Raw genomic sequence first — 25,579 nt, forward strand, 5'->3', positions numbered from 1 at the left:
GGGGGGCGAAAGGTCAAGGAGAAAGCGCCTCAAATGCCCGTCTTTCCCTCGAACTCAGCCTTTCCTGTGGAATCGTTGCCGCCTCTTGTTGTCACGCCACAATCAGACATTATGTTCGCCGCTCCAGATGTGACATCAGAGAACCCCATGACCGCAGATAATGCCCGCCTCGCCACGCTCATCGCCTCCGAAATCAACGCCCGCGCCGATCAGGTGAAGGCGGCAGTGGCGTTGCTGGACGAGGGAGCGACCGTGCCCTTCATCGCCCGTTACCGCAAGGAAGCGACGGGAGGGCTGGATGATACCCAGCTTCGAACGCTTGCCGAACGCCTCGTCTATCTGCGTGAACTCAATGCGCGCCGCGCCTCCATTGTTGATACCATCAACGGTCAAGGCAAGATGACGGACGCCCTGATGGTCAAGATCATGCAGGCGGGCACCAAGGCGGAGCTGGAAGACCTTTATCTGCCCTACAAGCCGAAGCGCCGCACCCGCGCCGAAATCGCCCGCGAGCGCGGTCTCGGTCCGCTGGCCGAAGCGATCTGGGCAAACCGCGCAGCCGATCCGGCAAAGCTTGGCGAGGCCTATGTGCAGGGCGAGGTGGCGGATGTGAAGGCAGCGCTTGAAGGCGCGCGTGACATCGTGGCGGAAACCATGACGGAAAACGCCGATCTTCTTGGACGCCTGCGCGACTATATGCGCCAGAACGCCATTTTCCGCGCCAAGGTGGTCGACGGCAAGCAGGCGGCAGGCGAAAAATTCTCCGATTATTTCGATCATTTCGAGCGCTGGGCGACAGTGCCGGGACACCGCGCGCTGGCCATGCTGCGCGGCTGGAACGAGGAAATTCTGACGCTGACCATCGATGTCGATGCGGATGATCCCTCTCCGGTCAAACCCGCGCAGCGTACCGTCGCGGCCGCCTTCGATATCCGCAATGCCGGCCCCGCCGATCAATGGTTGATGGAAGTGGCAGGCTGGACTTGGCGGGTGAAGCTCTCCATGTCGCTTTCGCTCGATCTCATGCGCGAATTGCGCGAACGTGCGGAGGAAGAGGCGATCAACGTTTTCGCCCGCAATCTCAAGGATTTGCTGCTGGCCGCACCGGCGGGCTCACGCGCCACCATGGGGCTCGATCCGGGCATCCGCACCGGCGTCAAGGTGGCCGTGGTGGATGGCACCGGCAAGCTGCTCGACACCACGACGGTCTATCCCTTTCAGCCGAGGAACGACGTGCGCGGCGCGCAGGCGGAACTCGCCATGCTCATCCGCAAGCACAATGTCGAGCTGATCGCCATCGGCAACGGCACGGGCAGCCGTGAGACGGAAAAGCTGGTCGCCGATCTGCTGACACAGATGCCGGCTTTGGCTTCCGGCGCAAAGCCCACCAAGGTCATCGTTTCGGAGGCGGGCGCGTCAGTCTATTCCGCGTCGGAACGGGCGGCGGCGGAATTCCCCAATCTCGATGTGTCCCTGCGTGGCGCGGTGTCCATCGCCCGCCGCCTTCAGGACCCGCTGGCCGAACTGGTGAAGATCGAGCCGAAATCCATCGGCGTCGGGCAGTATCAGCACGATGTCGATCAGGGCCGTCTCAGCCGTTCACTCGACGCGGTCGTGGAAGATGCGGTGAATGCCGTCGGTGTCGATCTCAATACCGCCTCCTCGCCGCTTCTGGCGCGGGTTTCCGGCCTCGGTGCTTCGATTGCCGATGCCATCGTCGCACACCGCGACCAGACCGGCCCCTTTGCCAGCCGCAAGGAGCTGTTGAAGGTGCCGCGCCTTGGCCAGCGCACCTTCGAGCAATGCGCCGGCTTCCTGCGTATTCCCAACGGCAAGGAACCGCTGGATTCGTCCTCCGTGCACCCCGAAGCCTATGGCGTTGCGAAAAAGATCGTTGCCGCCTGCGGTCGCGACCTGCGCACGCTGATGGGTGACAGCGCCACGCTGAAGGGGCTTGATCCGAAGCGCTTCATCGACGAACAATTCGGCCTGCCCACCGTCAAGGACATCATCGCCGAACTGGAAAAGCCCGGCCGAGACCCGCGCCCAAGCTTCAAGACGGCGACCTTTGCTGACGGCGTGGACGAGATCACCGATCTGAAACCGGGCATGTTGCTGGAAGGTACCGTCACCAATGTCGCCGCCTTCGGCGCTTTCGTGGATATCGGTGTGCATCAGGACGGGCTCGTGCATGTCTCGCAGCTGGCCGACCGTTTCGTGAAAGACCCGCATGAGGTCGTGAAAGCGGGTGATGTCGTCAAGGTCCGTGTCGTGGAAGTGGATGTGAAGCGCAAGCGTATTGCCCTCACCATGCGCAAGGACGGTGGCGAGGCGGCACCCCAGCCAATGCGCGAAAAGGGCAATGCGGGCGCCATGCGCCACGCGAATTCCAAACCGCAGGGACACAACGAAGGGTCGCAATCGGGTGGTGCTCTTGCTGCGGCTATGGCCGAAGCGATGAAGCGACGCTGACCTCCGGTTGAAATAATTTCTATGGAAAAGCCCTGCCGGAAACCCCGGTGGGGCTTTTTGCTTGATGAAATCGTTCAATTTTTTTGAAATAAGACTATCTTGAAACTTGTGCCGAAAGGAATACGGTCAGAAAAATTGATAAGTGAGACTTAGCAATTGGGGGTGCCATGGCGTCGTCTCTGCATGTTCTTCTCGAAAAGATAATCAAGAACGGTAATCTTGTCGTCAATAGCCCGGGTGGTAGCCGTACATTTGGTAACGGTACCGGAACAAGGGTGGTTCTGAATTTCACCGACGAAGCTGCCATGCAGGAGATCGCTGCCGATCCTGCGCTGAAACTCGCCGAAATTTATATGGAAGGCCGTATGCAGGTCGTCGAGGGCGACATCTACGACTTTCTGGCGCTGGTTAAAAGCAACACGCTAAGCGAGGCGCTGTCCTTCGGCATGGTGTGGCGTGGTATGGCCCGCATCATCGCCGCCCGCATCAGGATGCATCTGCCGGTAAACCACAACAAGAGCAACGTCGCCCATCACTATGATCTGAGCGCCAAGCTGTTCGACATCTTCCTTGATGAGGACTGGCAATATTCCTGCGCCTATTTCAATCCGCCGGGCATCAGCCTTTATGAGGCGCAGGTCGCCAAGAAGCGGCACATCGCCGCCAAGCTGATGACGGAGCCGGGCCAGAGCGTACTGGAGATCGGATCCGGCTGGGGCGGCATGGCGATGTATATTGCCGAAAGTGCAGGTGCCGATGTGACCGGCATCACGCTCAGCGAGGAGCAACTGCGCGTTTCCCGCGACCGTGCAGCAAAACGTGGGCTTGCCGGCAATGTTCGTTTCGAATTGCAGGACTACCGTTACCTGCCTGCCTCGAAGAAATTCGACCGTATCGTCTCAGTCGGCATGTTCGAACATGTCGGGCCGACCCATTACCGCGATTATTTCGACAAGGTGGCGGAGGTTCTGGACGACAAGGGCGTAATGGTGCTGCATTCCATCGGCCAGCCCAGTCCGGCACTTGCAACCAATCCCTTCATCGAAAAATATATTTTCCCCGGTGGTTACATCCCCTCGCTTGCCGAGGTGCTGCCGGCCATCCAGAAGTCTGGGCTGCTGGTGAAGGATATCGAAATCCTGCCCATGCATTATGCGCATACGCTGCGGCACTGGCGCGAACGTTTCGTGGCGCGCAAGGCAGAGGCGGTAGCACTTTATGACGAACGTTTCTTCCGCATGTGGGAATTTTATCTGGCGGGGTCCGAAATGGCCTTTACCCACGAAAATTTCCATATTTTCCAGATCCAGCTCGCCAAGGATCGCGACGCCGTTCCGCATAATCGCGACTACATTGCCCGCAACGAGGAAAAACTGCTGGAGTTCGAAAAGACGCGGCCGCCGCTTGCGAAGGTTATGTTCTAAGGCTTGTCCACTCGCCATCGTCAAGCCGGACCTGATCTGGCATCCAGTCGGCCCAAGTCCTTGGGCTGAAAGAAGGCTTCCTGCCGCGCAGACGCGCGACGTCTGAATTCCGGCTCAGGGCCGGAATGACGGAAGAGCTAATCGCCGCCTTCTCGCGCTGGTTAATGGAATGGAAACGGAATCCCTCTAATTCTACGCTTACCTGTTTGTATTGCGTTTCCTGGGGTTATTTTCATGTTCAAGCCATCAGCGGCCGTCGCCGCTTGTGTTTTATCGCTTTTTGCCGTCGGTAACGCCCATGCCGATGGCTGGTTTTCCGGCGACTGGTATTTGAAGCTCGGCGGTTCGGGTTTTTCTGCGCCGAAATATCAGGGCGACAACAAGAACGAATTCGGCTTTTCGCCCATCATTTCTCTCGGCCGTCAGGGTCAGGGCGCGCGTTTCACGTCGCGCAACGACAGCGCCTCGATCTCGCTGCTGGACAATGGCCCGATCAGTATGGGTCTTGCGGGAAAGCTGGTGTCTCCGCGTGACCAGAAGGATTCGGCCGATCTGAAAGGCATGACCCGCATCAAGCGCGGCGGCGAGCTTGGCGGTTTCGCCGAGGCTTATCCCACCGACTGGCTGCGTATTCGCGGCGAAGCCCGTCAGGGCATCCGCAGCCATAGCGGCGTGGTCGCCGACCTCTCGGCCGACGTCTTCACCGATATCGCCCCCGGTATCCAGATTTCCGCCGGCCCGCGCGCCACATGGGTCAGCAGCAAATACAATGAACGCTATTACGGCGTAAGCGCCGCGCAGACAGCGGCCGGCGCGCCATCGCCCTACAGCCCCGGCGGCGGCCTGCATTCCGCCGGCGTCGGCGCCGCCATTACGTGGAAGGTCACGGAAGCCGCTGAAGTTGGTTCCTTCGCCGAATATCGCCGCCTGACGGGCGATGCCGCCGACAGCTCGCTGGTGCGTGAGCGCGGCTCCAAGAACCAGTTCGTCGTCGGCGTCCAGGCAAGCTACAAATTCGGCTTCACGCTGCCCTGAGGCGAGGCGAATATGCCCACCCCAAGCCCCGCCGCGAAAGCGTTGCGGGGCTTTTTTGTGGCTACGGCCAAGTGCTGAAATCGATTCCGATTCGCCTGCCGATGCTGTAGAACCATCCCCATGGTTCACCACAGCGATTTGTCAGACCGCGTCTCCGACGCACCATCCAACAACTGGGTCTATCGGATTTTGCCGAGACCCCTCTGGCCCTATGCGCAGCTAGCAAGATGGGACCGCCCCATCGGCTGGCAATTGCTGATGTGGCCGTGTTTCTGGTCCGCAGCACTCGCGGCCAATGCCGCGGTAGCAAGCGGCGGTTTTTCCTGGGGCACGCTGATCTGGCATCTGGCGCTGTTTTTCATCGGATCGGTGGCGATGCGCGGCGCGGGCTGCACCTATAACGATCTTGCGGACCACAAGATCGACATGGCCGTTGCGCGCACTCGCTCGCGGCCGCTGCCATCTGGTCGCGTGAGCAGGGCGCAGGCGAAGGTCTTCATCGTGTTGCAGGCGCTCGCCGGACTCGTGGTGCTGTTGCAGTTCAACGGATTTGCGATTGCCACCGGCATATTCTCGCTGGTCTTCGTGGCAATCTATCCCTTCGCCAAGCGCTTCACCAACTGGCCGCAATTTTTTCTCGGCCTTGCCTTTTCCTGGGGTGCGCTGATGGGCTGGGCCGGGCAGTTCGGGTCCATCGCCTGGCCTGCTGTCCTGCTTTATGTCGGCTCCATCGCCTGGACGATCGGTTATGATACAATCTACGCCCATCAGGACAAGGAAGACGACACGGCAGTGGGCATCGGTTCAACTGCGCTGCTGTTTGGAGACAACACACATCGCTGGCTGGTTTTTCTTTATGGCACAGCCCTTGTCATGATCGCCCTGTCCTTCTGGGGAGCGGGCGTTAACCTGATCGCCTATAGCGGCCTTGCCGCCGCCGCCATCATGCTTTTCCGGCAGGTCTGGGTGCTCGATATCGACGACGTGGCGCAATGCCTTGTGCTGTTTAAATCCAACAACCGCGTCGGCGTGCTGATTTTCGCCGGTCTCATTCTGCCGCTTCTGTTGGCGTGAGGTTGTTGAAAGGTAGATGCAAAAAAGCCCGGCCGCGATATCCGCGCCGGGCTTTTTATTGTTTTGTCTGAAGATTATCAGCTGCGAGCGATGATTTCCTTGCCCTCGATCTTCATGCTCATGCCGAGAGAACCGGTGGAGCGGCGCACGAGGAAGCGCGGGCGACGATCCGCGAAATAGGAGTGCCGGCGACGGGGGCGGCTGTTCTTGGTGCGCACCTTGCCGAGATGTTCTTCCAGCGGACGGGCGACGCCATCGGCCTCCACCATCAGCATCGGAATGCGGTAGGCCTCGGACCAGCTGCGCCAGTCGGCGGCGATGTCGCAAAGATCATGGGCGACGAGAAGCGGAACGCAAAGTTCCGGATCGTCGTGGTGAAGCTCCAGCGTCACCGTCACCTGTCCATCACCATGGTCGATGGCGCGGGCGGCAACGCCCTTGAAAGCGCGGGCCGGCAGGGCGAAGGACAAAGGCAGGCCGGAAGAGGACAGGATCTTTCGCAGAACGGCGCCCCGTTCATCGAGCGTCACGGCAACATCGGTTGCGCCATTGCCCCTGCCATAGGTGACCTGTTGCGGAAAACGTGCCGGGTCGAGTCTGAGTGTGGCGACGGCCCAGTCGGGCTTCAGAACGGTCTTGGTCATGTTTATTCTACCCTTGTTTTACCTGAGAGCCGGTTTCCGGTCTTCTCATCGGGACTTTTCGTCCTCTGATGTCAGGAGAATATCCGCCGCATGTTCGAGACTGCTTAAAAATCGCGGTTAAGAAAACTTTGCATTCCCAAATGGTTAGCAAAACCCACCGTGGCATGGTTTCGCTGAGGTAAAGCCGATTGAGACAATGCGATTTTTCTCAGTCCCGAAACTGTGCTCTTTCAAGCTCCGGGCAAGGCGCGTCATGCACAGTCGCGCCAAGGCCTGCCGTGCGTCCGGATGGAGGTGTGGTGGGCGAATTCAAAACCGGAGCCGGCCGTATCCAGCGTGATGCGCGGTGCTCCAGGGGGCATTCGCATGGTATCGACTTTTCTGAGCTACGACCTCATCAACCGCGATATGAAGGCAAGCATTTCACGCGTGTCGCAGCAGGGGATCGTCGAGCGGCAGACGAAATATTACAAGGAAAACATCGGCAATGTAAAAAGCGTCGACGAGTTCCTCAATAACTACCAGCTCTATTCCTATGCCATGGATGCCTTCGGTCTCGGCGAGATGACCTACGCCAAGGCCTTCATGAAGAAGGTGCTGGAAAGCGACCTGAACGACCAGAACAGCTTTGCCAACAAGCTGACCGATGAACGTTATCGCGAATTTGCCGCATCCTTCAACTTCACGCAGTCCACCACCACGGTGCAGACGGAGGCGCAGCTCGACAAGATGATCGGGCTTTACGACACCTCGATCACCAACCTCGATGATAGCCTGTCCGAAGAAACCCGTTATTATAAGGCGATCATCGGAACGGTCACGAACGTGGACCAGCTGCTTCAGAACGATAGAACCCGCGCCTACATCTTCGAGGTCTTCAGCGTTGATGAGAAGACCTACAGCTATTCCCACATCAAGGGATTGATGACGAGCGATATCGATGACCCGAACAGCTATCTGAACCAGAAGTTCGGCGCGGCCTATTCCGCTGCCGTGGAAAAGCTTACGACCAAGGGCAATATCGAGTTGCATGGGGATGTGACGGATCGGATAAAGGCCATCGATACCGCGCTGGCTGATACCACGCTGACCGCCGAACAGCGAACCGCCCTTGAAACAGAGAAAACCACCCGGCAGGATCAGCTCACCCAGCTTGAAGCCGTGCTGCCGCCGAAGGACCAGTGGGCGGCGACCCTTGCCTCCATCACGGCGGAGCAGACCCAGCTCTCCAATACCGTCTCGCAATATAATACGATGGCGCAGATGGCCCAGGCTTTCGAATTTGCCAATGACGGTACCGTTGCGGCCGGCCAGGCGCAGACGGCCGACAACGTCAAGATCCTGACCCAGGCCTATGTCGGCAGTGCCCCGCGTGTGACCCCGACCGTTGCCACCCTGAACAGGGATTATTTCGAATCGAAGATCGGTTCGATCAAGACCGTCGATGAGTTAATGGCAGACCCGCGTCTGGTGAATTACATCAAGGTCGCATTCGACCTGAATGACTTGACCATAGTCAATGCGACGATCGAGAACATTTTGACCAGCGATCTCAGCGATCCGAACAACTATATCGCCAAGTTCGGCAATGGCGACAAACGTTACATCGCATTGCGCGAAGCGTTCAATTTCAAGGGGGATGGAACGCTGCCGGACGGTACGGCATCACAGACGACGACCCAGACCGTTACCACGACCAACGGGTACATGAACCATTATAACGACAAGGACGAAGCCGCTGACGAAAACGCTTTGAAGCTGTTCAAGAGCGATATTGCCAACGTCAAATCCGTTGCGGACTTCCTGGAAAGCAGCGCGGTTTACACCTATGCGCTCAAGGCGGTCGGCCTCGATCCGACGAAGGTGAATATTGCGGACGTTCGTAGAGCCTTGACCAGCGACCTGCTGGACAAGAAGAGCTACGTTTATGCGCTGAAAGACGACCGTTACGTCAAACTCGCGGAACTCTTCAACTTCAAGTCTGACGGATCGCCAGGCTCTCCGGTTCTTGCGCAGTCCGAACTTGAAATTCAGAGCATGTCGGTCGACTACATCAAGAAGAAATCAGCCTTCGGAACAGACCAGGAAAAGGAAGCCGCCAAGAAGGAGGCGGAATTTTTCCGTTCGGAGCTACAGAAGGTCAAGACGCTCAGCGATTTTCTGGGGAATGATCGCCTGACGAAATTCGCGATGGAATCGCTTGGCATCGACCCGACGAAGGTCACCAAGGACCAGCTGCAAAAAATGTTCACGTCCAATCTGGATGACAAGGACAGCTATCTCAACAAGGAGATGGACCCGGCTTTTCGCCGTCTCGTCACCGCGTTCAATTTCGATACGGACGGTAATATCCTGCGCGAGGATCGAAGCTCTATCCAGACGCGTCGCGGCCTCTACGAGACGCTGGACAATTATCTGACGCAGACGCTGGAGACGCAGGCAGGTGAAGAAAATGCGGGCGTGCGTCTGGCGCTCTATTTCAAGCGAATGGCGGCGGGAACAACGTCCTATTACTCCATTCTTGCCGACACCGCGATCCAGAACTTCATCACGACCACCTTTGGCATTCCCGATGAACTCGGCAATGCCGGGGTCGATACGCAGGTGGCGATGATGAAGAAATATTTCGACATCGAGGACTTTCAGGACCCCGATAAGGTCAAGAAGCTGATCGCCCGTTTTACCATCATGTACGACGACAAGCAGAACACCACCAACCCGATCATGATGCTGTTCAACGGCAGCGGCTCGGTGGGCATCAGCGGCGACACGCTGCTGGCTGTCGCATCGCTGCGTGCGCGGTAGGCTGGAAAGCGAAGACGGACGATGGAAAGGCCGAGCTTACCCGGTTAAGGCGTCTCACACGACCGCATTTGCGGACCCATTCACCAGCCCGGCAGCATGTGCCCGGCGCGCAGGCGCGGCATCTTCGGGTAGGTCTTCACATCGTTATCCAGCTCATCGGCGACGTTCATCGGAGAGATGTTGTCGAGGCAGGCGGTGATGTGGTCTGTAATGGCGTTCACCAGCGAGGGCGACAGGCCGGGCCGTTTCATCAGGCCGATCTGGACCGGCGGCAGCGGTGGGAAACCGTCCGAGGCGGTCAAAACCTTCATGCCGGTACGCAGCGCCGATTCCGGCAGCACGGAAACCGCCATACCTGCCAGCACGGCGGCGGCAACCACGGTGGAAGACCAGCTGGTGAACAGCACCTGATAATCCCGCCCGTCGGCATCGAGCGCCGAGCAGGCAAGTTGGCGCCAGTGACAGTCGCGCCGGCCGACAGCCAGCGGCACTGGCGCATCATCCTTCAGCGGATGGTTCGCGGAGGTGACCCAGCAGAGCGGCTCGGTGCGCACGACATCGGAGGAGCGGGCGCGGGGATTGTGGGTGACGAGTGCTATATCCAGCTCGCCGCGCGCCATTTTTTCGGCAAGGCTCACCGAAGGTTCGCAAACGATGTAAAGCTCTACATTCGGATGCGTCTTGGCGAAACGCCCGATGATCTCTGGCATGTAGCGGTCGGCATAGTCGTCCGGGGTGCCGATGCGCAACGTGCCCTCGAGCCTGTTGTCATCGAAGGCCGCAATCGCCTCGTTGTTAAGGCGAATGATGCGGCGGGCATAATTCATCAGTTTCTCGCCCTCGGCCGTCAGGCGGTTGCCGCGCCCGTCCTTTGCAAAGAGCTGTTTGCCGATCCGCTCCTCAAGCCGCCGCATCTGCATGGATACGGCGGATTGCGTCTTGAAAACGCGCTCAGCGGCCTTGGTAAAGCTGCCGGTATCGACAATGGCGATGAAGGTGTGCAGTTGGTCTATGTCGAGAGGTGCGGACATTGATACTCATCCATCAGAATGATTGATGCCTCACATTAGAAACATTCGTTGGACTGATCAATAGTCTTGCGACATTTTGACACCCAGCAAATCAATCTCAACCCCGGGGCGGGCACATCGTCAGGCCCCCAACCCAAGGCAGCTTCCCGCGCACGGTGCGTCGGGAGCGGTGCCGCATCGTGCCGTTACGGAAGGATCATTGTTATGCGCACGGCAGAACGGAAAATGGAACTGGAATTCGCAACCGGCCAGCAGAGCGACACCCTGCGTCGCATCGCTTTCGGTGTTGCTTCCACCGTGAAAACGTTTGTGCAGCGCATCTACAATCGTATCGTCGCAAATGGTCTCACGGAGCTTGACGATCGCCTGCTCGCCGATATCGGGCTGGCGCGCTCGGATGTGACCAACGCGCTCAATACCGGCTTGCTCGAAGATCCGACCGCCCATCTGACCCGCGCCGCACGCACGCGCTCAGTCACGCGGTTCAAGACGCTCTAGGCTTGTGTTCGTGCAATTCCGGCGTACCTCCAGACGCCGGGATTGCTTGCGAACCGATAAGGTTTTCCCCGCAGGGTGATTTGCCAATAACCCTGCCTTTGCCCGGTGTCAGGCCCCTCGGCCGCACCGGGTTTTTTTATGGCAACGCCTTGCCTGTTTTGCGCATTGTCCGGACGTAAAGCCGCTGCGCAGTTTCAGCGAAATGTTTTAATACTGATATTCATCGAATACTGGCAGCACCGATCCACCCCAGCGGCCGTTATAGAGCGCAAGCAGGTCTTCGGCGAGCGTGGTCTTCTTGGCAAGAACCTCGTCCAGCGATGACAGGAACACGGTTTCGTCCTGGCCTTCGCCGTTCAGCCGGTTGCGGTTCTTGAGGCCGGTGCGGGAAATGTCGAGCACCTCGCGGGCGAAACCGAGAAGCGGCTTGCCGGTGATCTCCGCGGCCAGCCCCTTGGCCGGCACGGTATTGCGAAGGGCGATGACCTCATCGAAACTCCAGTCGGCTGTCAGCGCATCGGCTGCGTCAAGCGCTTCCTGATTATAGAGAAGGCCGACCCAGAAAGCGGGCAGGGCACAGATGCGTCTCCATGGGCCGCCATCGGCACCACGCATTTCCAGAAAGCGCTTCAGGCGCACATCGGGGAACAGCGTGGAGAGATGGTTCGTCCAGTCACCCATGGTCGGTTCCCATTCGGCGATTTCACCCTTCAGAGCCCCGTTCATGAACTGGCGGAAGGTGACATGGGTGCAATCGTGATACTTGCCGTCGCGCACGATGAAATACATAGGCACATCCAGCGCCCATTCGACATAATCCTTGAAGCCGAAATCGTCATTGAAGGTGAAGGGCAGTACGCCGGAGCGGCGATTGTCGGTATCGCGCCAGATATCGCCGCGCCAGGAAAGCAGGCCGTTCGGCTTGCCTTCGGTAAAGGGCGAGGAAGCAAACAATGCGGTTGCCAGCGACTGGAGCTTCATGGAAACGCGCATCTTCTGGCGCATATCCGCTTCGGAAGAGAAGTCGAGGTTAACCTGAATGGTGCAGGTACGGTACATCATGTCGAGACCCTTGGTCCCGACCTTCGGCATGTAGCGCGTCATGATCGCGTAGCGCGATTTCGGCATGCGCGGTGTTTCGTCATAGCTCCACAGCGGGCTGCCGCCTATGCCGAGAAAACGGATACCCATCGGCTCCGCCACTTCGCGCAGGGTCGCCAGATGCTGGTTGGATTCCTTGCAGGTCTGATGGAGGTTCTCGAGCGGGGCACCTGATAGTTCGAACTGGCCGCCCGGCTCGATCGATATGGCGCCCATGCCGTGCTGTTCGCCAAGTCCGATGATGTTTTCACCATCCATGATCGGCTCCCAGCCGAGCTTTTCCTGCATGCCCTTTAGCAGAGCGGAAATGCTGGCCTCGCCGAAATAGGGAACCGGCCGGTTGCCCTCGCGAAAAAAGGCGAATTTCTCGTGCTCGGTGCCAATGCGGAAGTCGGCTTCAGCTCTGCAACCGCCGGCCAGATAATCTGTAAGCTCCGTGACGGAGGAGAGGGGTGTCTGGTCGGTCGTATCGCGTGCCATGGCTTACCTTGTTATGACGTCTCTGTTGCGGCGAGGCATATGTGTGGCAGATAGAGCCGGATCGTATCCGGAGGCAAATGAATTTCTTTTAAAGATGCATGAAGCGCAATGGTTCAGCGCATGTCGCGTAAAACTGTGCAGCGGTTTTGCGATAAAGACATGTGCCAGATAGGTCAATTCCAGTCGCCGATCGATGCCTGAATGACCGCAAGGGCTGCGACCGCAGCCGTATCGGCCCTGAGGATACGCGGCCCGAGCGGGATGGGGGTGACGAAGGCAAGGCTGCGCAGCAACTCTCTTTCCTCTTCGGAAAACCCGCCTTCCGGGCCGACCAAAAGAGCGATTTTGCGTTCCTTGATGGATTGCAGGACAGGCAGCGGATTTTGGCCCGCATCGCCCTCGTCGCAATAGATGATCCGTCGATCCCGGGGCCAGGTCTCGAGCATGTCTTTCAGTTTCACTGGCTCGGCCACGTCAGGCAACGACAGGATGCCGCATTGCTCGGCGGCCTCGATGGCATTGGCGCGCAGCTTTTCGGTATTGTGGATCTTGCCCTGCACATGCTGGGTCATCACCGGCTGCAAAAGACCGGCCCCCATCTCGACCGCCTTCTGCACCAGATAATCCATGCGTCCGACTTTCAGCGGCGCAAACAGGTAGTGCAGATCCGATGCCGGCGGCTGGGGCCGTGTCTGTTCCAGAGGGATGAGGGTAATCTTCTTGCGGCTCGGAAAGGAGAGTCTCGCCTTCCATTCCCCGTCGCGGCCGTTGAACAGCAGGATTTCCGCGCCATCGGTCATTCGCAGCACATTGGCGAGATAATTGAACTGTTCGGTCGTTGCTTCCTGCGCCGCGCCCGCGACAAGCGGGGTTTCGACGAACAGGCGTTGCATCCGGAAATTTGCGCGCATGGGACTTTTCTGTTTCAGCGTCAGAGAAAGAGGAAGGACATAAGCCAATATAACAGTGCTGCAAGCGTAGCACTTGCGGGAACGGTCACCAGCCAGGCGGCGATGATGGTCATGAAGTGGGATCGCCGGACGAGATAACGGCGGCGTATCTCCGAAGGATTGTCCAGATATCGATCGGCCCGGCGGATTTGACTGGTGCCGGCCTGGACGAGTTCCTGCCGCCGTCGAGACGCCTGCGTGTACCATTCGCGGAAGAAGCCGACGCCGAACACGGCTCCGATCGCCGTATGGGTGGTGCTGACCGGCAGGCCGAAGCGTGAGGCGACGAGAACCGTCAGAGCCGTAGCCACGGAAACGCAGAAAGCGCGCATCGGGTTGAGCTTGGTGATCTGTTCACCGACAAGGCGGATGAGGCGCGGGCCATAGAGAAGAATACCGCAGGAAAGCCCGAATGCGCCGACCAGCATCACCCAGAGCGGCGCGCGGGCGGACGTCTCCACCGCCTCGTCGTGCAGTGCCCGCACGATTGCCACCACCGGGCCGATGGCGTTCGAAACGTCATTTGCCCCATGCGCGAAGGACATGAGGCCAGCCGCAAGAACGAGCGGCCACTGAAACAGCGTTCGAAGCGACTGGTTGCGGTTTTCCAATCCCACCGATTGTTTGCGGATGATCGGCACGCACAGCCGCCAGGAGACGAGGCCGGTCAAAAGCCCGATGCCGCTTGCATGGCCAAGCGAGACATGCACGATCTGCCTCAGCCCAACCCAGATGAGATAAGCGGTGAAGACCCCGGTCATGATGCCGATCAGAACAGGAACCCAACGCTTCGCGGCGTCGATCTTGTCGTCGCGGTAGATGATGAATTCCTTGATGAAGGCAAGGAGGGCGATGGCGATGGCCGCGCTTATAAAGGGCGCTAGAACCCAGGCAAAGGCGATGCTGCCAAGCGACAGCCAGTCGACTGCCCGGATGCCATAGGCCGCCATTCCAGCCCCCGCAACGCCGCCAACCACCGTGTGGGTGGTGGAAATCGGCGCTTTCGTCCAGGTCGAGATATTGACGAGAAGACCGGCGGCGAGAAGGGCCGACAACATAGCCCAGGAAAACACGGTGCGGTCGGGAATGGTCTGGATGTTGATGATGCCGCTGGAAATGGTCTCGACGACGTTGCCGCCGGTGATCAAGGCACCCGCGATTTCGCAGATGGCGGCGATGATGAGTGCCGCTGCAAGCGGCATCGCCTTGGCGCCGACCGCCGGGCCGACATTGTTCGTCACATCGTTCGCGCCGATGTTGATTGCCATATAGGCGCCGATGGCAACGGCTGCGATGATGATGACGGCGCCCGCCGTGCCCGTGACGAAGGCGCCCGCAAATATCGCCGCCAGAACAACGAACATCACCCCCGCACCAAGGCCGGCAAGCTGCTGCGTGACGTGCAGCGTCGCCTCTTCGACACGGGTGATCTTCTCGAGATCCTTGTCGAGCGTCGGCTTCATGTTCGGTGGCGGCTTTATTGCCATTCAGACCTCGTTCGCCAGCATTCCCATTCGTCCGGCAATGTCGCGGGCTGAAGGCAATTTACAGAAAGACTGTTACATCTCGCACATCTTTCCAAAATGAAAGACAGTAAAAGCCATGTTGGAAAAACAAACTGCAGATTGCCACTATTCGGGCGTGGACGCTATTTCGAAAGCGCCATCCGCTTGTCGAAAGTGAGCATGAGCGCTTTCAGTTCCGGCTCATTGACCCGTTTGGCGGCCTCTTCTGGAGTAACCCATTCAAGCCGTCTGGAATCCTTCTCGGGAAAGCTGTCCTGCAGCTCCGCCACTTCGAGCAGATGTACCTGAACCTTGCACAGCACATTGATGCCGCTGTTCAGCTTTTTCTCATACTCATAAAAGCCGAACGGGGCCTTATCCACCCTGCCTTTGACACCGGCTTCCTCGTAGGCTTCCTGTTCGGCAACGGCATGCGCCTTCTTGTTGGCCATGGGCCAGCCTTTGGGAATGACCCAGCGCCCCGTATCCCTGCTTGTCAGCAACAGGACTTCCGGCTCACGATGTTTTTTGGACGATCGATAGCACAGCGCTGCATATTGCTGTCGCGGCGGTCTGCGCAACATCAAGCCTACATCTGTCGCCAATCGATTCAAAATCTTCAATCCGTGTGGATCCTTCTTCGCCTGTTAGTCGTAACTGCTAATATAGATATCCTTTATGTCCCGCCAATCCCCTCTCACGCATAACCCACGATTGTCTTCATGCCGTTGAAGATCGTAGGCAGCAGGGGATGTGGCAGGGGGTGCGAACGAAGGCTTTGCCCGGTACGTAACCGTCAGCGACCGATCGCGGAAATACTGCATTTTTTCTGTTTTACGCTATTCAGAACGCAAAACCGCTATGAATTATTGCCGGAACTGCGTTGGTCAGCGCGCAATCCCCAATTCTGGAGACCTTCGATCACACCGTCAGCTTCGGTCGCGCGCGAGAGGAAAAAACGGCTGTCATTGTTCGCCAGCGAAAGAAGCTCCGGCAAGGCATTGCCAACGATCACACCGCGAATACCATTCAACTCGAACATCGCCCGATCATTGCCAGTATCGCCCGCAACCACTGATTCGTCGAGACCAATGTGCAGTTGTCCACATAACCACGCCAATGCCGCACCCTTGTCTGCGGCCTTGGGCAATATGTCGAGGTCGCGGTTGCTGGAATAGACGATCCGCGCATCGATATCCGCCGCAACGAGCGTGTCTTCGATATCACTGAGCGTCTTCTCATCCGCACCATGCAGGAACCAGCTGGATTTGAGTCCATGCTGATAGCGTTCCGCCTGCATGGTCACACCCGGCAGGCCGGCCATGACATCGGCGATCTTTTGCCGGTCGAAACCGGTACCGAGCGAATGCGTATAGGCGCTTTCAAGCTCGCCCCGCTCTCTTGCGTGCAGCATGGTGCCGACCCCGCCGATAATGTAGTCGGGCCTCGGCAAAGGGACGTCTTCCAAAAGGGCGAGCTGGTCATCGACCAGCCTGCCGCTGTTGAAGACCAGAACCGGGCGAAGATCGTCCGGCAGCGAATGCCAGAAATCGCGGAACCGGCGCGTAGCGGCGTTATCGCCGACGACGGTTCCGTCGAGATCGGTGGAAAACAGACGAAGCGGTTTCAATCGCCGTCGTTCCATGGCTCTGCCCAATCGGATTCTTCCAGAACCGGCATCAGCGGCCTGCCTTCCACCAGCGCCAGCAATTGCTGCGCGATTCCCGTCCAGGTGAAAAGGCTACGCGCCTTGTGGGCCCCCATGCGGGAAAGCCGCCCATACAGCCGCTCGTGCTTGAACGGCTTCATCATGGTGATGCCGAGGTCTTCCTTATCGAAAGGATCGGCAAACAGCGCGTGGCGGCCGTAGCTGACGGCGCGGAACAGCCCGCCGTGGATGGTTACCACGGTCGGAGTTCCGCTCGCCATCGCCTCGATTGCGGTCATGCCGAATGGCTCGTAACGGCTCGACAGAACGAAGAGATCGGCTGCCCGGTAGATATCAGGCAAATCCTCGTCCTCGACATAGCCGGAAAACGCCACCTTGTCCTCCAGCCCGAGCGATTTGACCCGCTCTTTCAGCTGATTGAGAATGGTGGTTTCCTGCTCGTCCATATTCTCGCCGCCGACGGCCAAATGAAGGCGGGCTTCCGGTTCGCGCGCCGCAAGAACCGAGAAGCCGTCGATCAAAAGGTCGTAACCCTTGTTGGTGGCAAGGCGTCCAAGCGCCAGCACCACCTTGCCCTCGAAACCGAAACGTTGGCGGATCATTTGCCGCGTCGCATCCGAGACGGGGAAGAATCGGTTGTCGTCATAACCCGGCGGGATCATGTGGATGTGCTTGCGCTTCAGACCGTAATCTTCGATCAGCACGTCGAGTTGCACCGGCGTCGTCGCAATCACCATGTCGCAACTGCGATAGATGATGAGTTCGTGCTGGATACGTTCCTTGAAATTGAACTCAAGTTCGAAGGTATCGGCCTTTTCCGGGTAATCGGTTTCCATCTGGCGTTTTTTCCAGAGGCCGAGCGAATGGGGCGTGTGCAAATGCGGGACTTTCAGCGCCTCGGAAAGCCGCTGACCGGCAACGCCCGCATCCCAGTAGTGGCTGTTGATGAAAGAGTAGTTGAGGTTGTTTTTCTTGATGAAGCGCAACGCGTTTTCGCACCATTCCATCAGGTGGCGGTGCAGATATTCCTTGGGAATGAAATCGCGCCCGCCGCAGGGAATGCGCACCACACGGACGCGCTCGTCAACCTCGTCGAATTCCGGCTGGTCTTCGAAGCGGCGGGTATAGAGATCAACGGTATAACCGAGCTGGCCGAGTTTGCGTGCAAGCTCAAGCACATAAACCACTTGTCCCCCGGTGTCCGCTGCGCCGAGTGGCGGGTGCGCGGCGACATAGCCATGCGTCGATATGAGAGCTATCCTTGGATAGCGTTCAGTTTCGCTCGTGGTCGTCATGGGTCCCATCTTGGTAAATTTTTCCAATTAACCCCAGAAAAAGACCAAAGAGGACAAAAGGTTCCATAAAATCTGAAGAAAAGCGATGCCGCATTTCGTCTGAAGCTGTTTTCAGGCGTTGCGCTGCTGTTGCCGCAGGCGTGAAATCCGGTCCCATTCCCTTGCCTGATGCGCCTTGGATGTGGTGTCCACGATGAAATCGATATGGGTTTCCGCCGCAGCCCTTGCCCCTGCCGCATTACCGCCCGCAATGGCCTCGTGGATGGCGATATGCTGTCTCAACACCTCGTCATGCGCACCTGCGACACTGAATATGAGATGGCGGTTATAGAAGATGTCGTCGCTCAGGAGCCGGTAGCAGGACCGCAATGTGTGCATCAGCACGATATTATGTGCCGCCTCGCCGATGGCGTTGTGAAATTCCACATCGCTTGCAAGTTCTTCTTCGAAGCGACCAGCCTCATGCGCCTCCCGCATTTTTTCGACGATAGCCGCAAGGTTGCGCCTGTCCGGTTCAGTCGCCCGCTGTGCCGCAAGTTCGGCGGTCATGCCTTCGATATATCGACGATACTCCAGAAAATCCCGCGTTGCGCGGCTGTGGCGTGTGATCAGCGCGCTCAAGGGATCGGAAAAGACCGGACCGACAATATCCGCCACGTAAGTCCCACCGCCGTGCCGGCTGGTGAGAAGGCCGCGCGTTTCGAGTTCCTTAAGCGCTTCCCGCAGGATTGGCCGCGATACATCGAGCTTCTGCGCCAGTTCACGCTCGCCGGGCAGCCGGTCGCCATCCCGCAATATGCCGTCGAGGATGAGCTCCTCGAAACGTAAGATCACCTCCTGCGATGTGCGGCTGTGCTCTATTCGGGCGAACAGTGTTTCGTCCATCGCAACATTCTCCGGCGAAATCTCGCCCCGTATTCGATGAGGCAAATTATCAGCGAAGCATCGCACTGGTCAAATATTCTGTCCAGTTCTGCCGTAAGCTCTGCGCCATGCCTGCGGCAACACGGCACCTGCCTTTTTAAACTGGCTTTTGTTAAAGCACCCGCACAGGGTGGTAATGGCGGGTTTTCTCCGTCAGGTGCATCAAAACAATTACATATGCTTCGATTGCGGTGTCGTCATCGCGATGGATGTTCTAGAAAACCGGCGAAACAGGCGGGGACGATATCGCAATGGCCAAGGGTAGATTTGCTTTCGCAAGCGCGCCGGAAAGATCGCTGGCTCTCGGCGAGGTTCATGCGCGGCCGACCGTGCTTCTTGCGCCGTCGCGCATCATCGTCCAGCTTGCCTTCATGATGGATGGCGGTTCTGCCGTGCATCACTCGGTCATTGCGGAAATGTCGCGCAGCCGGGGTGTCGCGCCGCCGGAACGCGATGCCCGCCACCATGCCATGCCCTGGGGGCAGGGTACGCTGCGCTGGGAGCGGCATACCGAATTCTCGACATGGTTCTGGGATGGCCCCGCGCCGGAAAAATTCGGCGGCGATATTGTCGGCGATCCGTTCGGCGACGGTTTTTCACCACCCGGCTCCCTGATATCAGGCATACGGCTGGAAATCCGTCCAGAAGGCGCAACGGCCCCCAATGCGGAGACCATGTTCGAGCCGACGAGCCTCTGTTACAGCGACGTGCGCGACGGGCAGGCGGCGATCCTCACCGATTTTCGTCAGGATCGCGACGGGTTGACGCAGATATTGGTGATCGACCGTGGCTTGAGCGATTACAGCCGCGGTGCGCTGGTGCAGCGGCTGCTGGATATCGAGACCTATCGCACGCTCGCCATGCTCGGACTGCCGATGGCGCAGACGCTGTCGCCGGAAATCCGTCGCATCGAAGATGGCCTGACGGGAATCACCCAGCGCATGAAAAACGGCGCACGCGACGAGGCCGATGCGCTGCTGGCGGAGATGACCCGGCTCGCGGCGGAACTGGAAGCCAATGCCGCGCTCAGCCTCTATCGTTTTGGCGCCAGCCGCGCCTATGACGGCATCGTGCGTGAACGTATTCGCGCGCTTGCGGAAACGCCGGTTCAGGGGCACGAGACCATGGGCAGCTTTCTGGAAAGGCGTCTGGCGCCCGCCATGCGCACCTGCCAGTCGGTCGAGGAGCGGCAGGCCAACCTGTCGCGCAAGCTCTATCGCGCTACGGCACTCGTCAGAAGCTGGATCGACGTGGAACTGGAACGGCAGAACACGGTGCTCCTGAACACCATGAACAAGCGCGCCGCCATGCAGCTTCGCCTGCAGCAGACGGTGGAAGGCCTGTCGGTCGCCGCCATCTCCTATTACGTCGTCGGATTGATCGGTTATCTCACCAAGGCGATCAGCCACGACGTGCTGCCGGTTGATCCCGCCGTGGTCACCGGTCTTTCCGTTCCCTTTGCCGTGCTCGGCGTCTGGTGGGTGGTGCGCCGCATTCGCCGCTCCCATGTCGAGGGCGGGCACTGAATACCAGCGTCAATCATGCTCCCAATAGGGTGAGGGGCCGTAAAGTCCGGCGAGATAGTCGATGAACAGCCGCACCTTCGCGGGCAGGAACTGGCGGCTTGGATAGACCGCCGACAGCGTGACGTTTCGCGATCCCTCATAGCTGGGTAGAACCTGCACCAGCCGGCCGGCGCGCAATTCGTGGCCGATATCCCAGGTGGAGCGCAACGCAATTCCCAGTCCCGATATCACCGCCTCGCGGATCACTTCGCTGGAATTGGTGACCAGCATGCCTTCCGGGCGGATGCTGAGCGCCCCGCCCGGTCCTTCCAGTCGCCAGATATCGTTGTTGTGGGCCGGCAGGCAGCGGTGCTTCTTAAGGTCCTCGATCGTCGCCGGCATGCCGTGGGCAGTGACATATTCCGCCGAGGCGCATAGCACGCGGCGCACCGGCGCCAGCCGGCGGGCGACGAGGCTGGAGGAATTGAGATCAGCGATGCGGATCGCCAGATCGTAACCGCCTTCGATGATATCGATGAATTCGTCGCTGAGCACCAGATTGACCGACAGGTCCGGGTGGCGCTCCATGAACGTCTTCAGATGCGGCGCAATATGCATGCGACCGAAGGAGGTGGGAGCTGAGATTTTCAGCGTGCCGTTGACGGTGTTGGCGCGCCCAGACACGAAATCCTCGGCATCCTCCAGCCCTTCCAGCACGGCAAGTACCCGTTCGTAAAAGCCCTGGCCCGCTTCGGTCAGTGAGATCTGCCTTGTCGTGCGCTGGAACAGCCGTGCGCCGAGCTTTTCTTCCAGCCGCTTGATGCGCTTGGAAATAACAGCGGGCGAATAACCAAGCTCCTTGGCGGCAAGCGACATGCTGCCGGAGGCGGCAACGGTTGCGAAGACCTCCAGATCGCCCAGATTTGTCACAGTTGCCTCCCGATTATTTCCAGAACGGAAAAAATCCTTAGCATTTGATTGCGCTCCTTCAAAGTGGTAAAGAAACAATACCACTTGTCAAGACGTGCATGGAGGAGGGGGCGGTGACGCAGCCGATCAAGTTTCTGGAGCCGCGTGCGGCGGTTTTATCGAGCCGTGACCGCATCATATCCGATCTGAAGGATATCCTGGCCGAGGACTGTCTCGTGCACGAGCCGCGTGAGCTCGTGCCTTTCGAGACCGACGCTTTCGTCTCCTACCGCCGCCTGCCGCTGGCCGTCGCCTTGCCGAAGACCACCGAAGAGGTCGCAGCGGTGCTGAAATATTGTCACCGTTACGGCATTCCTGTCGTGCCGCGCGGCGCGGGCACCTCGCTTTCCGGCGGCGCCATTCCGCAGGAAGATGCGGTGGTGATCGGCCTTTCGAAGATGTCCGCGATCCTCGAACTCGATTTTTACAATCGCACGGCAAGGGTACAGGCGGGCGTCACCAATCTCTCCATTTCCGATGCGGCCGGTGCGGAAGGCTTCTTTTATGCGCCGGACCCAAGCTCGCAGCTTGCCTGCACCATCGGCGGCAATGTCGGCATGAATTCCGGCGGTGCGCACTGTCTGAAATACGGTGTCACCACCAATAATCTGCTCGGCGTAAAAATGGTGCTTGTCGATGGCACGGTGCTGGAGCTGGGCGGCAAGCATCTTGACGCCGCCGGTTACGATCTTCTCGCCCTCGTTTGTGGTTCGGAAGGCCAGCTCGGCATCGTCACCGAGGCGACGGTGCGGCTGATTGCCAAGCCGGAGGGCGCGCGCCCGGTGCTGTTTGGTTTCGAAACCTCCGAAGAAGCTGGCTCCTGCGTGGCCGACATCATCGGCGCGGGCATCATTCCTGTCGCCATCGAATTCATGGACAAGCCGGCAATCGAGATTTGCGAGGCCTTCGCCAGGGCCGGATATCCGCTGGATGTCGGCGCGCTGCTGATCGTCGAGGTCGAAGGCTCGGAGGCGGAAATGGACGCCATGCTGGCCGATATTGTCGCCATTGCGAAAAAACACGGCGTGAAGACGGTCAGGGAATGCCAGTCGGCCATGGAGGCCGCGGCGATCTGGAAGGGCCGGAAATCCGCTTTCGGCGCAACGGGCCGCATCGCGGACTATATCTGCATGGATGGCACGGTGCCGCTTTCCCAGCTTTCCTATGTGCTGAAAAAAACAAGCGAAATCACCGACCGCCTCGGCCTTCGCGTCGCCAATGTCTTTCATGCGGGCGATGGCAACATGCATCCGCTGATCCTGTTCAACGCCAACGATCCGCAAGACGCCGCCCGGGCCGAAGAGGCGGGCAATGAAATCCTGAAGCTCTGCGTCGATGCGGGCGGTTGCCTCACCGGCGAACACGGTGTCGGCATCGAAAAACGCGACCTGATGCGGCACCAATATGCCGAGGCTGATCTTGCCCAGCAGATGGCGGTTCGCGCTGCTTTTGACGAGGGTTGGTTGATGAACCCTTCCAAGGTGTTCCCGCTGGAGGGGAGGGGATGATGTACTTTAGCTTTGTAGCCTTGGTGGGTGCGGCTCACCCCTCCGTGCCCGGCAGGCCAGAGGAGGGTATCTCTTGCTCGGAGCGCACCCCATGCTGACCCCTTATGCAGAAACCCAGGTCGCCGACATCATCCGCGACCACACGACCCGAAAAACCCCGCTGAAAATCATCGGCGGCAACACCCGCTCTGGTTTCGGCAATGCTGTCGAGGCAGATGAAACGCTTTCCTCCCGCGCAATGTCTGGCATCATCGCCTACAACCCTGCCGAAATGGTCATGACGGTCAAAGCAGGCACGCCGCTCGCCACCGTCGAGGCCGCCCTTGCCGAAAACCGGCAGATGATGGCTTTCGAGCCGATGGACCACCGCCCGATCATGGGAACCACAGGCGAGCCGACCATCGGCGGCGTCTTTGCTGCCAATGTTTCCGGCCCGCGCCGTTATGTGGCTGGTGCGGCGCGTGACAGCCTGCTCGGCATCCGTTTCGTCAATGGAAAGGCGGAAGTCATCAAGGCGGGTGGCCGGGTGATGAAGAATGTCACCGGGCTAGATCTCTCGAAGCTTCTGGCGGGTTCACACGGCACGCTCGGTTTTCTCACGGAAGTAACCTTCCGCGTGTTGCCGAAACCGCCAGCGGAAAAAACCGTGGTTGTCTGCGGTCTGGACGACGAGGCCGCGACGCGGATCATGGCGGCGGCGATGGCGATGAGCGTCGAGGTTTCCGGTGCGGCCCATCTGCCGGAAAGCGTTCGCTCCCATTTCATCGCAGGCGCGCTGCCGGAAGGTCCGGCGACAATCCTGCGGTTGGAAGGGCTCGGGGCTTCCGTCGAGGCGCGCGCGGCGAAACTCCTTTCCGTCATGGATCGGGTTGGCCCATGGGCGCTGCTGGAAGGCGAGGAGAGTGCTGTTTTATGGCGGCAGGTGCGGAATGTCGCGCCCTATGCCGGGCAAGATGCCAAACCGCTCTGGAAAGTCTCGGTCGCGCCGAGCGAAGGCCACAGGCTGGTTGCTGCCTTGCGCATGGAAGCGGGCATCGATGCCTTTTATGACTGGCAGGGTGGTCTCATCTGGATGCAGATGGAGGCGGACCCCGAAGCGGAATTGCTGCGCGGTGCCATCCGCGCGCTCGGCGGCGGGCACGCCACCTTGATGCGGGCGAGCGACGCGGTGCGCGCCACCGTGCCGGCATTCGAACCGCGCCCGGCGGCGGAGGCCATATTGTCTGCGCGCATCAGGGAAAAGCTCGATCCGGCGGGCATCTTCAATCCTGGCAAGATGGGAAGGGCCGTCTGAACCATGCAAACATCCTTCACGCCCGAGCAACTGGCTGATCCGCAAGTGGCGGAATCCGAAAAAATCCTGCGCAAATGTGTGCATTGCGGCTTCTGCACCGCCACCTGTCCCACCTATGTCACGCTTGGCAATGAGCTGGACAGTCCGCGCGGCCGCATTTACCTCATCAAGGACATGCTGGAAAATAGCCGCCCGGCGGACCGCGAAGTCGTCACCCATATCGACCGCTGCCTGTCCTGCCTTGCCTGCACCACCACCTGTCCGTCCGGCGTCGATTACATGCATCTGGTCGATCACGCCCGCGCCCATATCGAAAAAACCTATAAACGTCCCTTCATGGACCGCCTGACCCGCAATCTTCTGGCTGCAGTTCTGCCTTATCCCGGTCGCTTCCGGCTGGCCTTGCATCTGGCACGGATCACGCGACCCTTCGCCGGTGTGCTCGCGAAGTTTCCCGCGCTGAAACCGCTGCAATCCATGCTCGCTCTCGCCCCGGCTTCCGTGCCCGCCGTTTCAGCCTCTGCCCGTCCGGGTGAACGGTCAGCCGAAGGTGAAAAGCGTGGACGTGTCGCCATTCTTACCGGCTGCGCCCAGCCGGTGCTTGACCCTGGTATCAACGAGGCGACGCTGCGTCTTCTGGCGCGGCTTGGCGTGGAGGTTGTCGTGCCGAAGGGGGAAGGCTGCTGCGGATCGTTGGTGCACCATATGGGGCGCGAGGCCGAGGCGCTCGCCGCCGCCCGCCGCAATGTCGATGTATGGATGCGTGAAATGGAAAATGGCGGCCTCGATGCCGTCATCATCACCGCATCCGGCTGCGGCACGACCATCAAGGACTACGGCCATATGCTACGGCTTGATCCGGCCTATGCGGACAAAGCCGCACGGGTATCGGCACTCGCGAAGGACATCACCGAATATCTTGCCACGCTCGACCTGCCGCAAAAGGAAAGCCAGGGCCTGACGGTTGCCTATCATTCGGCCTGCTCCATGCAGCATGGCCAGAAGATCATCATGGCACCGAAGCAATTGCTGAAAGCGGCTGGTTTTACCGTCCGCGATCCGGCGGAAGGGCACCTCTGCTGCGGGTCGGCCGGAACCTATAACATCATGCAGCCGGAGATCTCAGGAAAGCTGAAGGCGCGCAAGGTGAGGAACATCGAAGCCACACGCGCGGATGTCATTGCCACCGGCAATATCGGCTGCATCACGCAGATCGCGACTGGCACGGAAATGCCGATCCTGCACACGGTCGAGCTGCTGGACTGGGCTTATGGCGGACCGAAACCCGCGAGGCTTTTGGCTTAGAGCGCCGTTCGCTTGTAAGGGCCATGGGACCCGACACAAGGTTCGGGCCGGTGCGTCGTTCGCTCTGCTCATCCTGTGTTTGTCACAAGGA

20 protein-coding genes are annotated in these 25,579 nt (G+C 59.3%); 10 read left to right on the plus strand and 10 right to left on the minus strand.

The window, feature by feature from the left end; all coding sequences use genetic code 11:
- Positions 1–147 precede the first annotated feature (147 nt).
- From ACZ5A6_RS01745 to ubiA, 4 genes are all read left to right on the plus strand, one after another.
- Positions 148–2,472 carry a Tex family protein gene (locus ACZ5A6_RS01745; RefSeq protein ID WP_174061601.1) on the plus strand — a complete coding sequence of 775 codons (2,325 nt, stop codon included), beginning with the start codon at positions 148–150 and terminating at the stop codon, positions 2,470–2,472.
- Positions 2,473–2,639: 167 nt separating this feature from the next.
- Entirely contained in the window at positions 2,640–3,896 is a 1,257-nt protein-coding gene (locus tag ACZ5A6_RS01750; protein WP_019564261.1) for an SAM-dependent methyltransferase, read from the plus strand.
- 234 nt (positions 3,897–4,130) lie between these two features.
- A complete protein-coding gene (locus ACZ5A6_RS01755; protein ID WP_003515199.1) occupies positions 4,131–4,931 on the plus strand; it encodes a MipA/OmpV family protein in 801 nt (266 codons plus the stop codon).
- Between the two features lie 120 nt (positions 4,932–5,051).
- Positions 5,052–6,005 (plus strand): 4-hydroxybenzoate octaprenyltransferase, encoded by a 954-nt coding sequence (gene ubiA, locus ACZ5A6_RS01760; protein ID WP_003515201.1) that lies wholly within the window; start codon positions 5,052–5,054, stop codon positions 6,003–6,005.
- A gap of 77 nt (positions 6,006–6,082) precedes the next feature.
- Here the strand turns inward: ubiA and ACZ5A6_RS01765 are convergent, their stop codons facing one another.
- A complete protein-coding gene (locus ACZ5A6_RS01765) occupies positions 6,083–6,649 on the minus strand; it encodes a DUF6101 family protein (protein ID WP_464111034.1) in 567 nt (188 codons plus the stop codon).
- 366 nt (positions 6,650–7,015) lie between these two features.
- Between ACZ5A6_RS01765 and ACZ5A6_RS01770 the strand changes: the two genes are divergently transcribed.
- Entirely contained in the window at positions 7,016–9,454 is a 2,439-nt protein-coding gene (locus ACZ5A6_RS01770) for a DUF1217 domain-containing protein (protein ID WP_174061600.1), read from the plus strand.
- An 80-nt stretch (positions 9,455–9,534) separates the two neighbouring features.
- Here ACZ5A6_RS01770 and ACZ5A6_RS01775 read toward each other — a convergent pair whose 3' ends face one another.
- Positions 9,535–10,485, minus strand: a complete 951-nt coding sequence (locus ACZ5A6_RS01775) for a LysR substrate-binding domain-containing protein (RefSeq protein WP_003515204.1) — start codon at positions 10,483–10,485, stop codon at positions 9,535–9,537.
- A 204-nt stretch (positions 10,486–10,689) separates the two neighbouring features.
- On the opposite strand from ACZ5A6_RS01775, the gene ACZ5A6_RS01780 reads away from it, so the two are divergent.
- Positions 10,690–10,983, plus strand: a complete 294-nt coding sequence (locus tag ACZ5A6_RS01780) for a YjiS-like domain-containing protein (RefSeq protein ID WP_003515205.1) — start codon at positions 10,690–10,692, stop codon at positions 10,981–10,983.
- Between the two features lie 207 nt (positions 10,984–11,190).
- Here the strand turns inward: ACZ5A6_RS01780 and ACZ5A6_RS01785 are convergent, their stop codons facing one another.
- The 7 genes from ACZ5A6_RS01785 to ACZ5A6_RS01815 all read right to left on the minus strand — a co-directional run bounded on the left by ACZ5A6_RS01785 (position 11,191) and on the right by ACZ5A6_RS01815 (position 18,868).
- The gene (locus ACZ5A6_RS01785) at positions 11,191–12,564 is read right to left on the minus strand and encodes a glutamate--cysteine ligase (protein ID WP_174061599.1); all 1,374 of its coding nucleotides are present in this window, start codon (positions 12,562–12,564) and stop codon (positions 11,191–11,193) included.
- Positions 12,565–12,737: 173 nt separating this feature from the next.
- Positions 12,738–13,475, minus strand: a complete 738-nt coding sequence (locus ACZ5A6_RS01790; RefSeq protein WP_162692049.1) for a 16S rRNA (uracil(1498)-N(3))-methyltransferase — start codon at positions 13,473–13,475, stop codon at positions 12,738–12,740.
- Positions 13,476–13,495: 20 nt separating this feature from the next.
- The gene (locus ACZ5A6_RS01795) at positions 13,496–15,001 is read right to left on the minus strand and encodes an inorganic phosphate transporter (RefSeq protein ID WP_174061598.1); all 1,506 of its coding nucleotides are present in this window, start codon (positions 14,999–15,001) and stop codon (positions 13,496–13,498) included.
- 161 nt (positions 15,002–15,162) lie between these two features.
- Entirely contained in the window at positions 15,163–15,603 is a 441-nt protein-coding gene (locus ACZ5A6_RS01800; protein ID WP_065658320.1) for an NUDIX hydrolase, read from the minus strand.
- 275 nt (positions 15,604–15,878) lie between these two features.
- Positions 15,879–16,649 (minus strand): HAD-IIB family hydrolase, encoded by a 771-nt coding sequence (locus tag ACZ5A6_RS01805; RefSeq protein WP_174061597.1) that lies wholly within the window; start codon positions 16,647–16,649, stop codon positions 15,879–15,881.
- Positions 16,646–17,992 (minus strand): glycosyltransferase family 4 protein, encoded by a 1,347-nt coding sequence (locus ACZ5A6_RS01810; RefSeq protein ID WP_004432251.1) that lies wholly within the window; start codon positions 17,990–17,992, stop codon positions 16,646–16,648. Before ACZ5A6_RS01810 ends, ACZ5A6_RS01805 begins: the two co-directional genes overlap by 4 nt.
- A 102-nt stretch (positions 17,993–18,094) precedes the next feature.
- On the minus strand, positions 18,095–18,868 hold the full coding sequence (locus ACZ5A6_RS01815) for a FadR/GntR family transcriptional regulator (RefSeq protein ID WP_004432249.1): 774 nt from the start codon (positions 18,866–18,868) through the stop codon (positions 18,095–18,097).
- Between the two features lie 290 nt (positions 18,869–19,158).
- On the opposite strand from ACZ5A6_RS01815, the gene ACZ5A6_RS01820 reads away from it, so the two are divergent.
- The gene (locus tag ACZ5A6_RS01820; RefSeq protein ID WP_112497011.1) at positions 19,159–20,433 is read left to right on the plus strand and encodes a DUF3422 family protein; all 1,275 of its coding nucleotides are present in this window, start codon (positions 19,159–19,161) and stop codon (positions 20,431–20,433) included.
- A 9-nt stretch (positions 20,434–20,442) separates the two neighbouring features.
- On the opposite strand, the gene ACZ5A6_RS01825 is transcribed toward ACZ5A6_RS01820, so the two are convergent.
- Positions 20,443–21,342 (minus strand): LysR family transcriptional regulator, encoded by a 900-nt coding sequence (locus ACZ5A6_RS01825; protein WP_004432244.1) that lies wholly within the window; start codon positions 21,340–21,342, stop codon positions 20,443–20,445.
- Between the two features lie 98 nt (positions 21,343–21,440).
- Here ACZ5A6_RS01825 and ACZ5A6_RS01830 point away from each other — a divergent pair, with 98 nt between their 5' ends.
- From ACZ5A6_RS01830 to glcF, 3 genes are all read left to right on the plus strand, one after another.
- On the plus strand, positions 21,441–22,889 hold the full coding sequence (locus ACZ5A6_RS01830) for an FAD-linked oxidase C-terminal domain-containing protein (protein WP_236762564.1): 1,449 nt from the start codon (positions 21,441–21,443) through the stop codon (positions 22,887–22,889).
- A gap of 91 nt (positions 22,890–22,980) precedes the next feature.
- The gene (gene glcE / locus ACZ5A6_RS01835) at positions 22,981–24,183 is read left to right on the plus strand and encodes a glycolate oxidase subunit GlcE (protein WP_141193561.1); all 1,203 of its coding nucleotides are present in this window, start codon (positions 22,981–22,983) and stop codon (positions 24,181–24,183) included.
- Positions 24,184–24,186: 3 nt separating this feature from the next.
- Positions 24,187–25,488, plus strand: coding sequence for a glycolate oxidase subunit GlcF (gene glcF / locus ACZ5A6_RS01840; protein WP_464111035.1), 1,302 nt, complete (start codon positions 24,187–24,189; stop codon positions 25,486–25,488).
- Positions 25,489–25,579: the final 91 nt, after the last annotated feature.

Source organism: Agrobacterium sp. 6Ca8 (genome assembly GCF_055382765.1).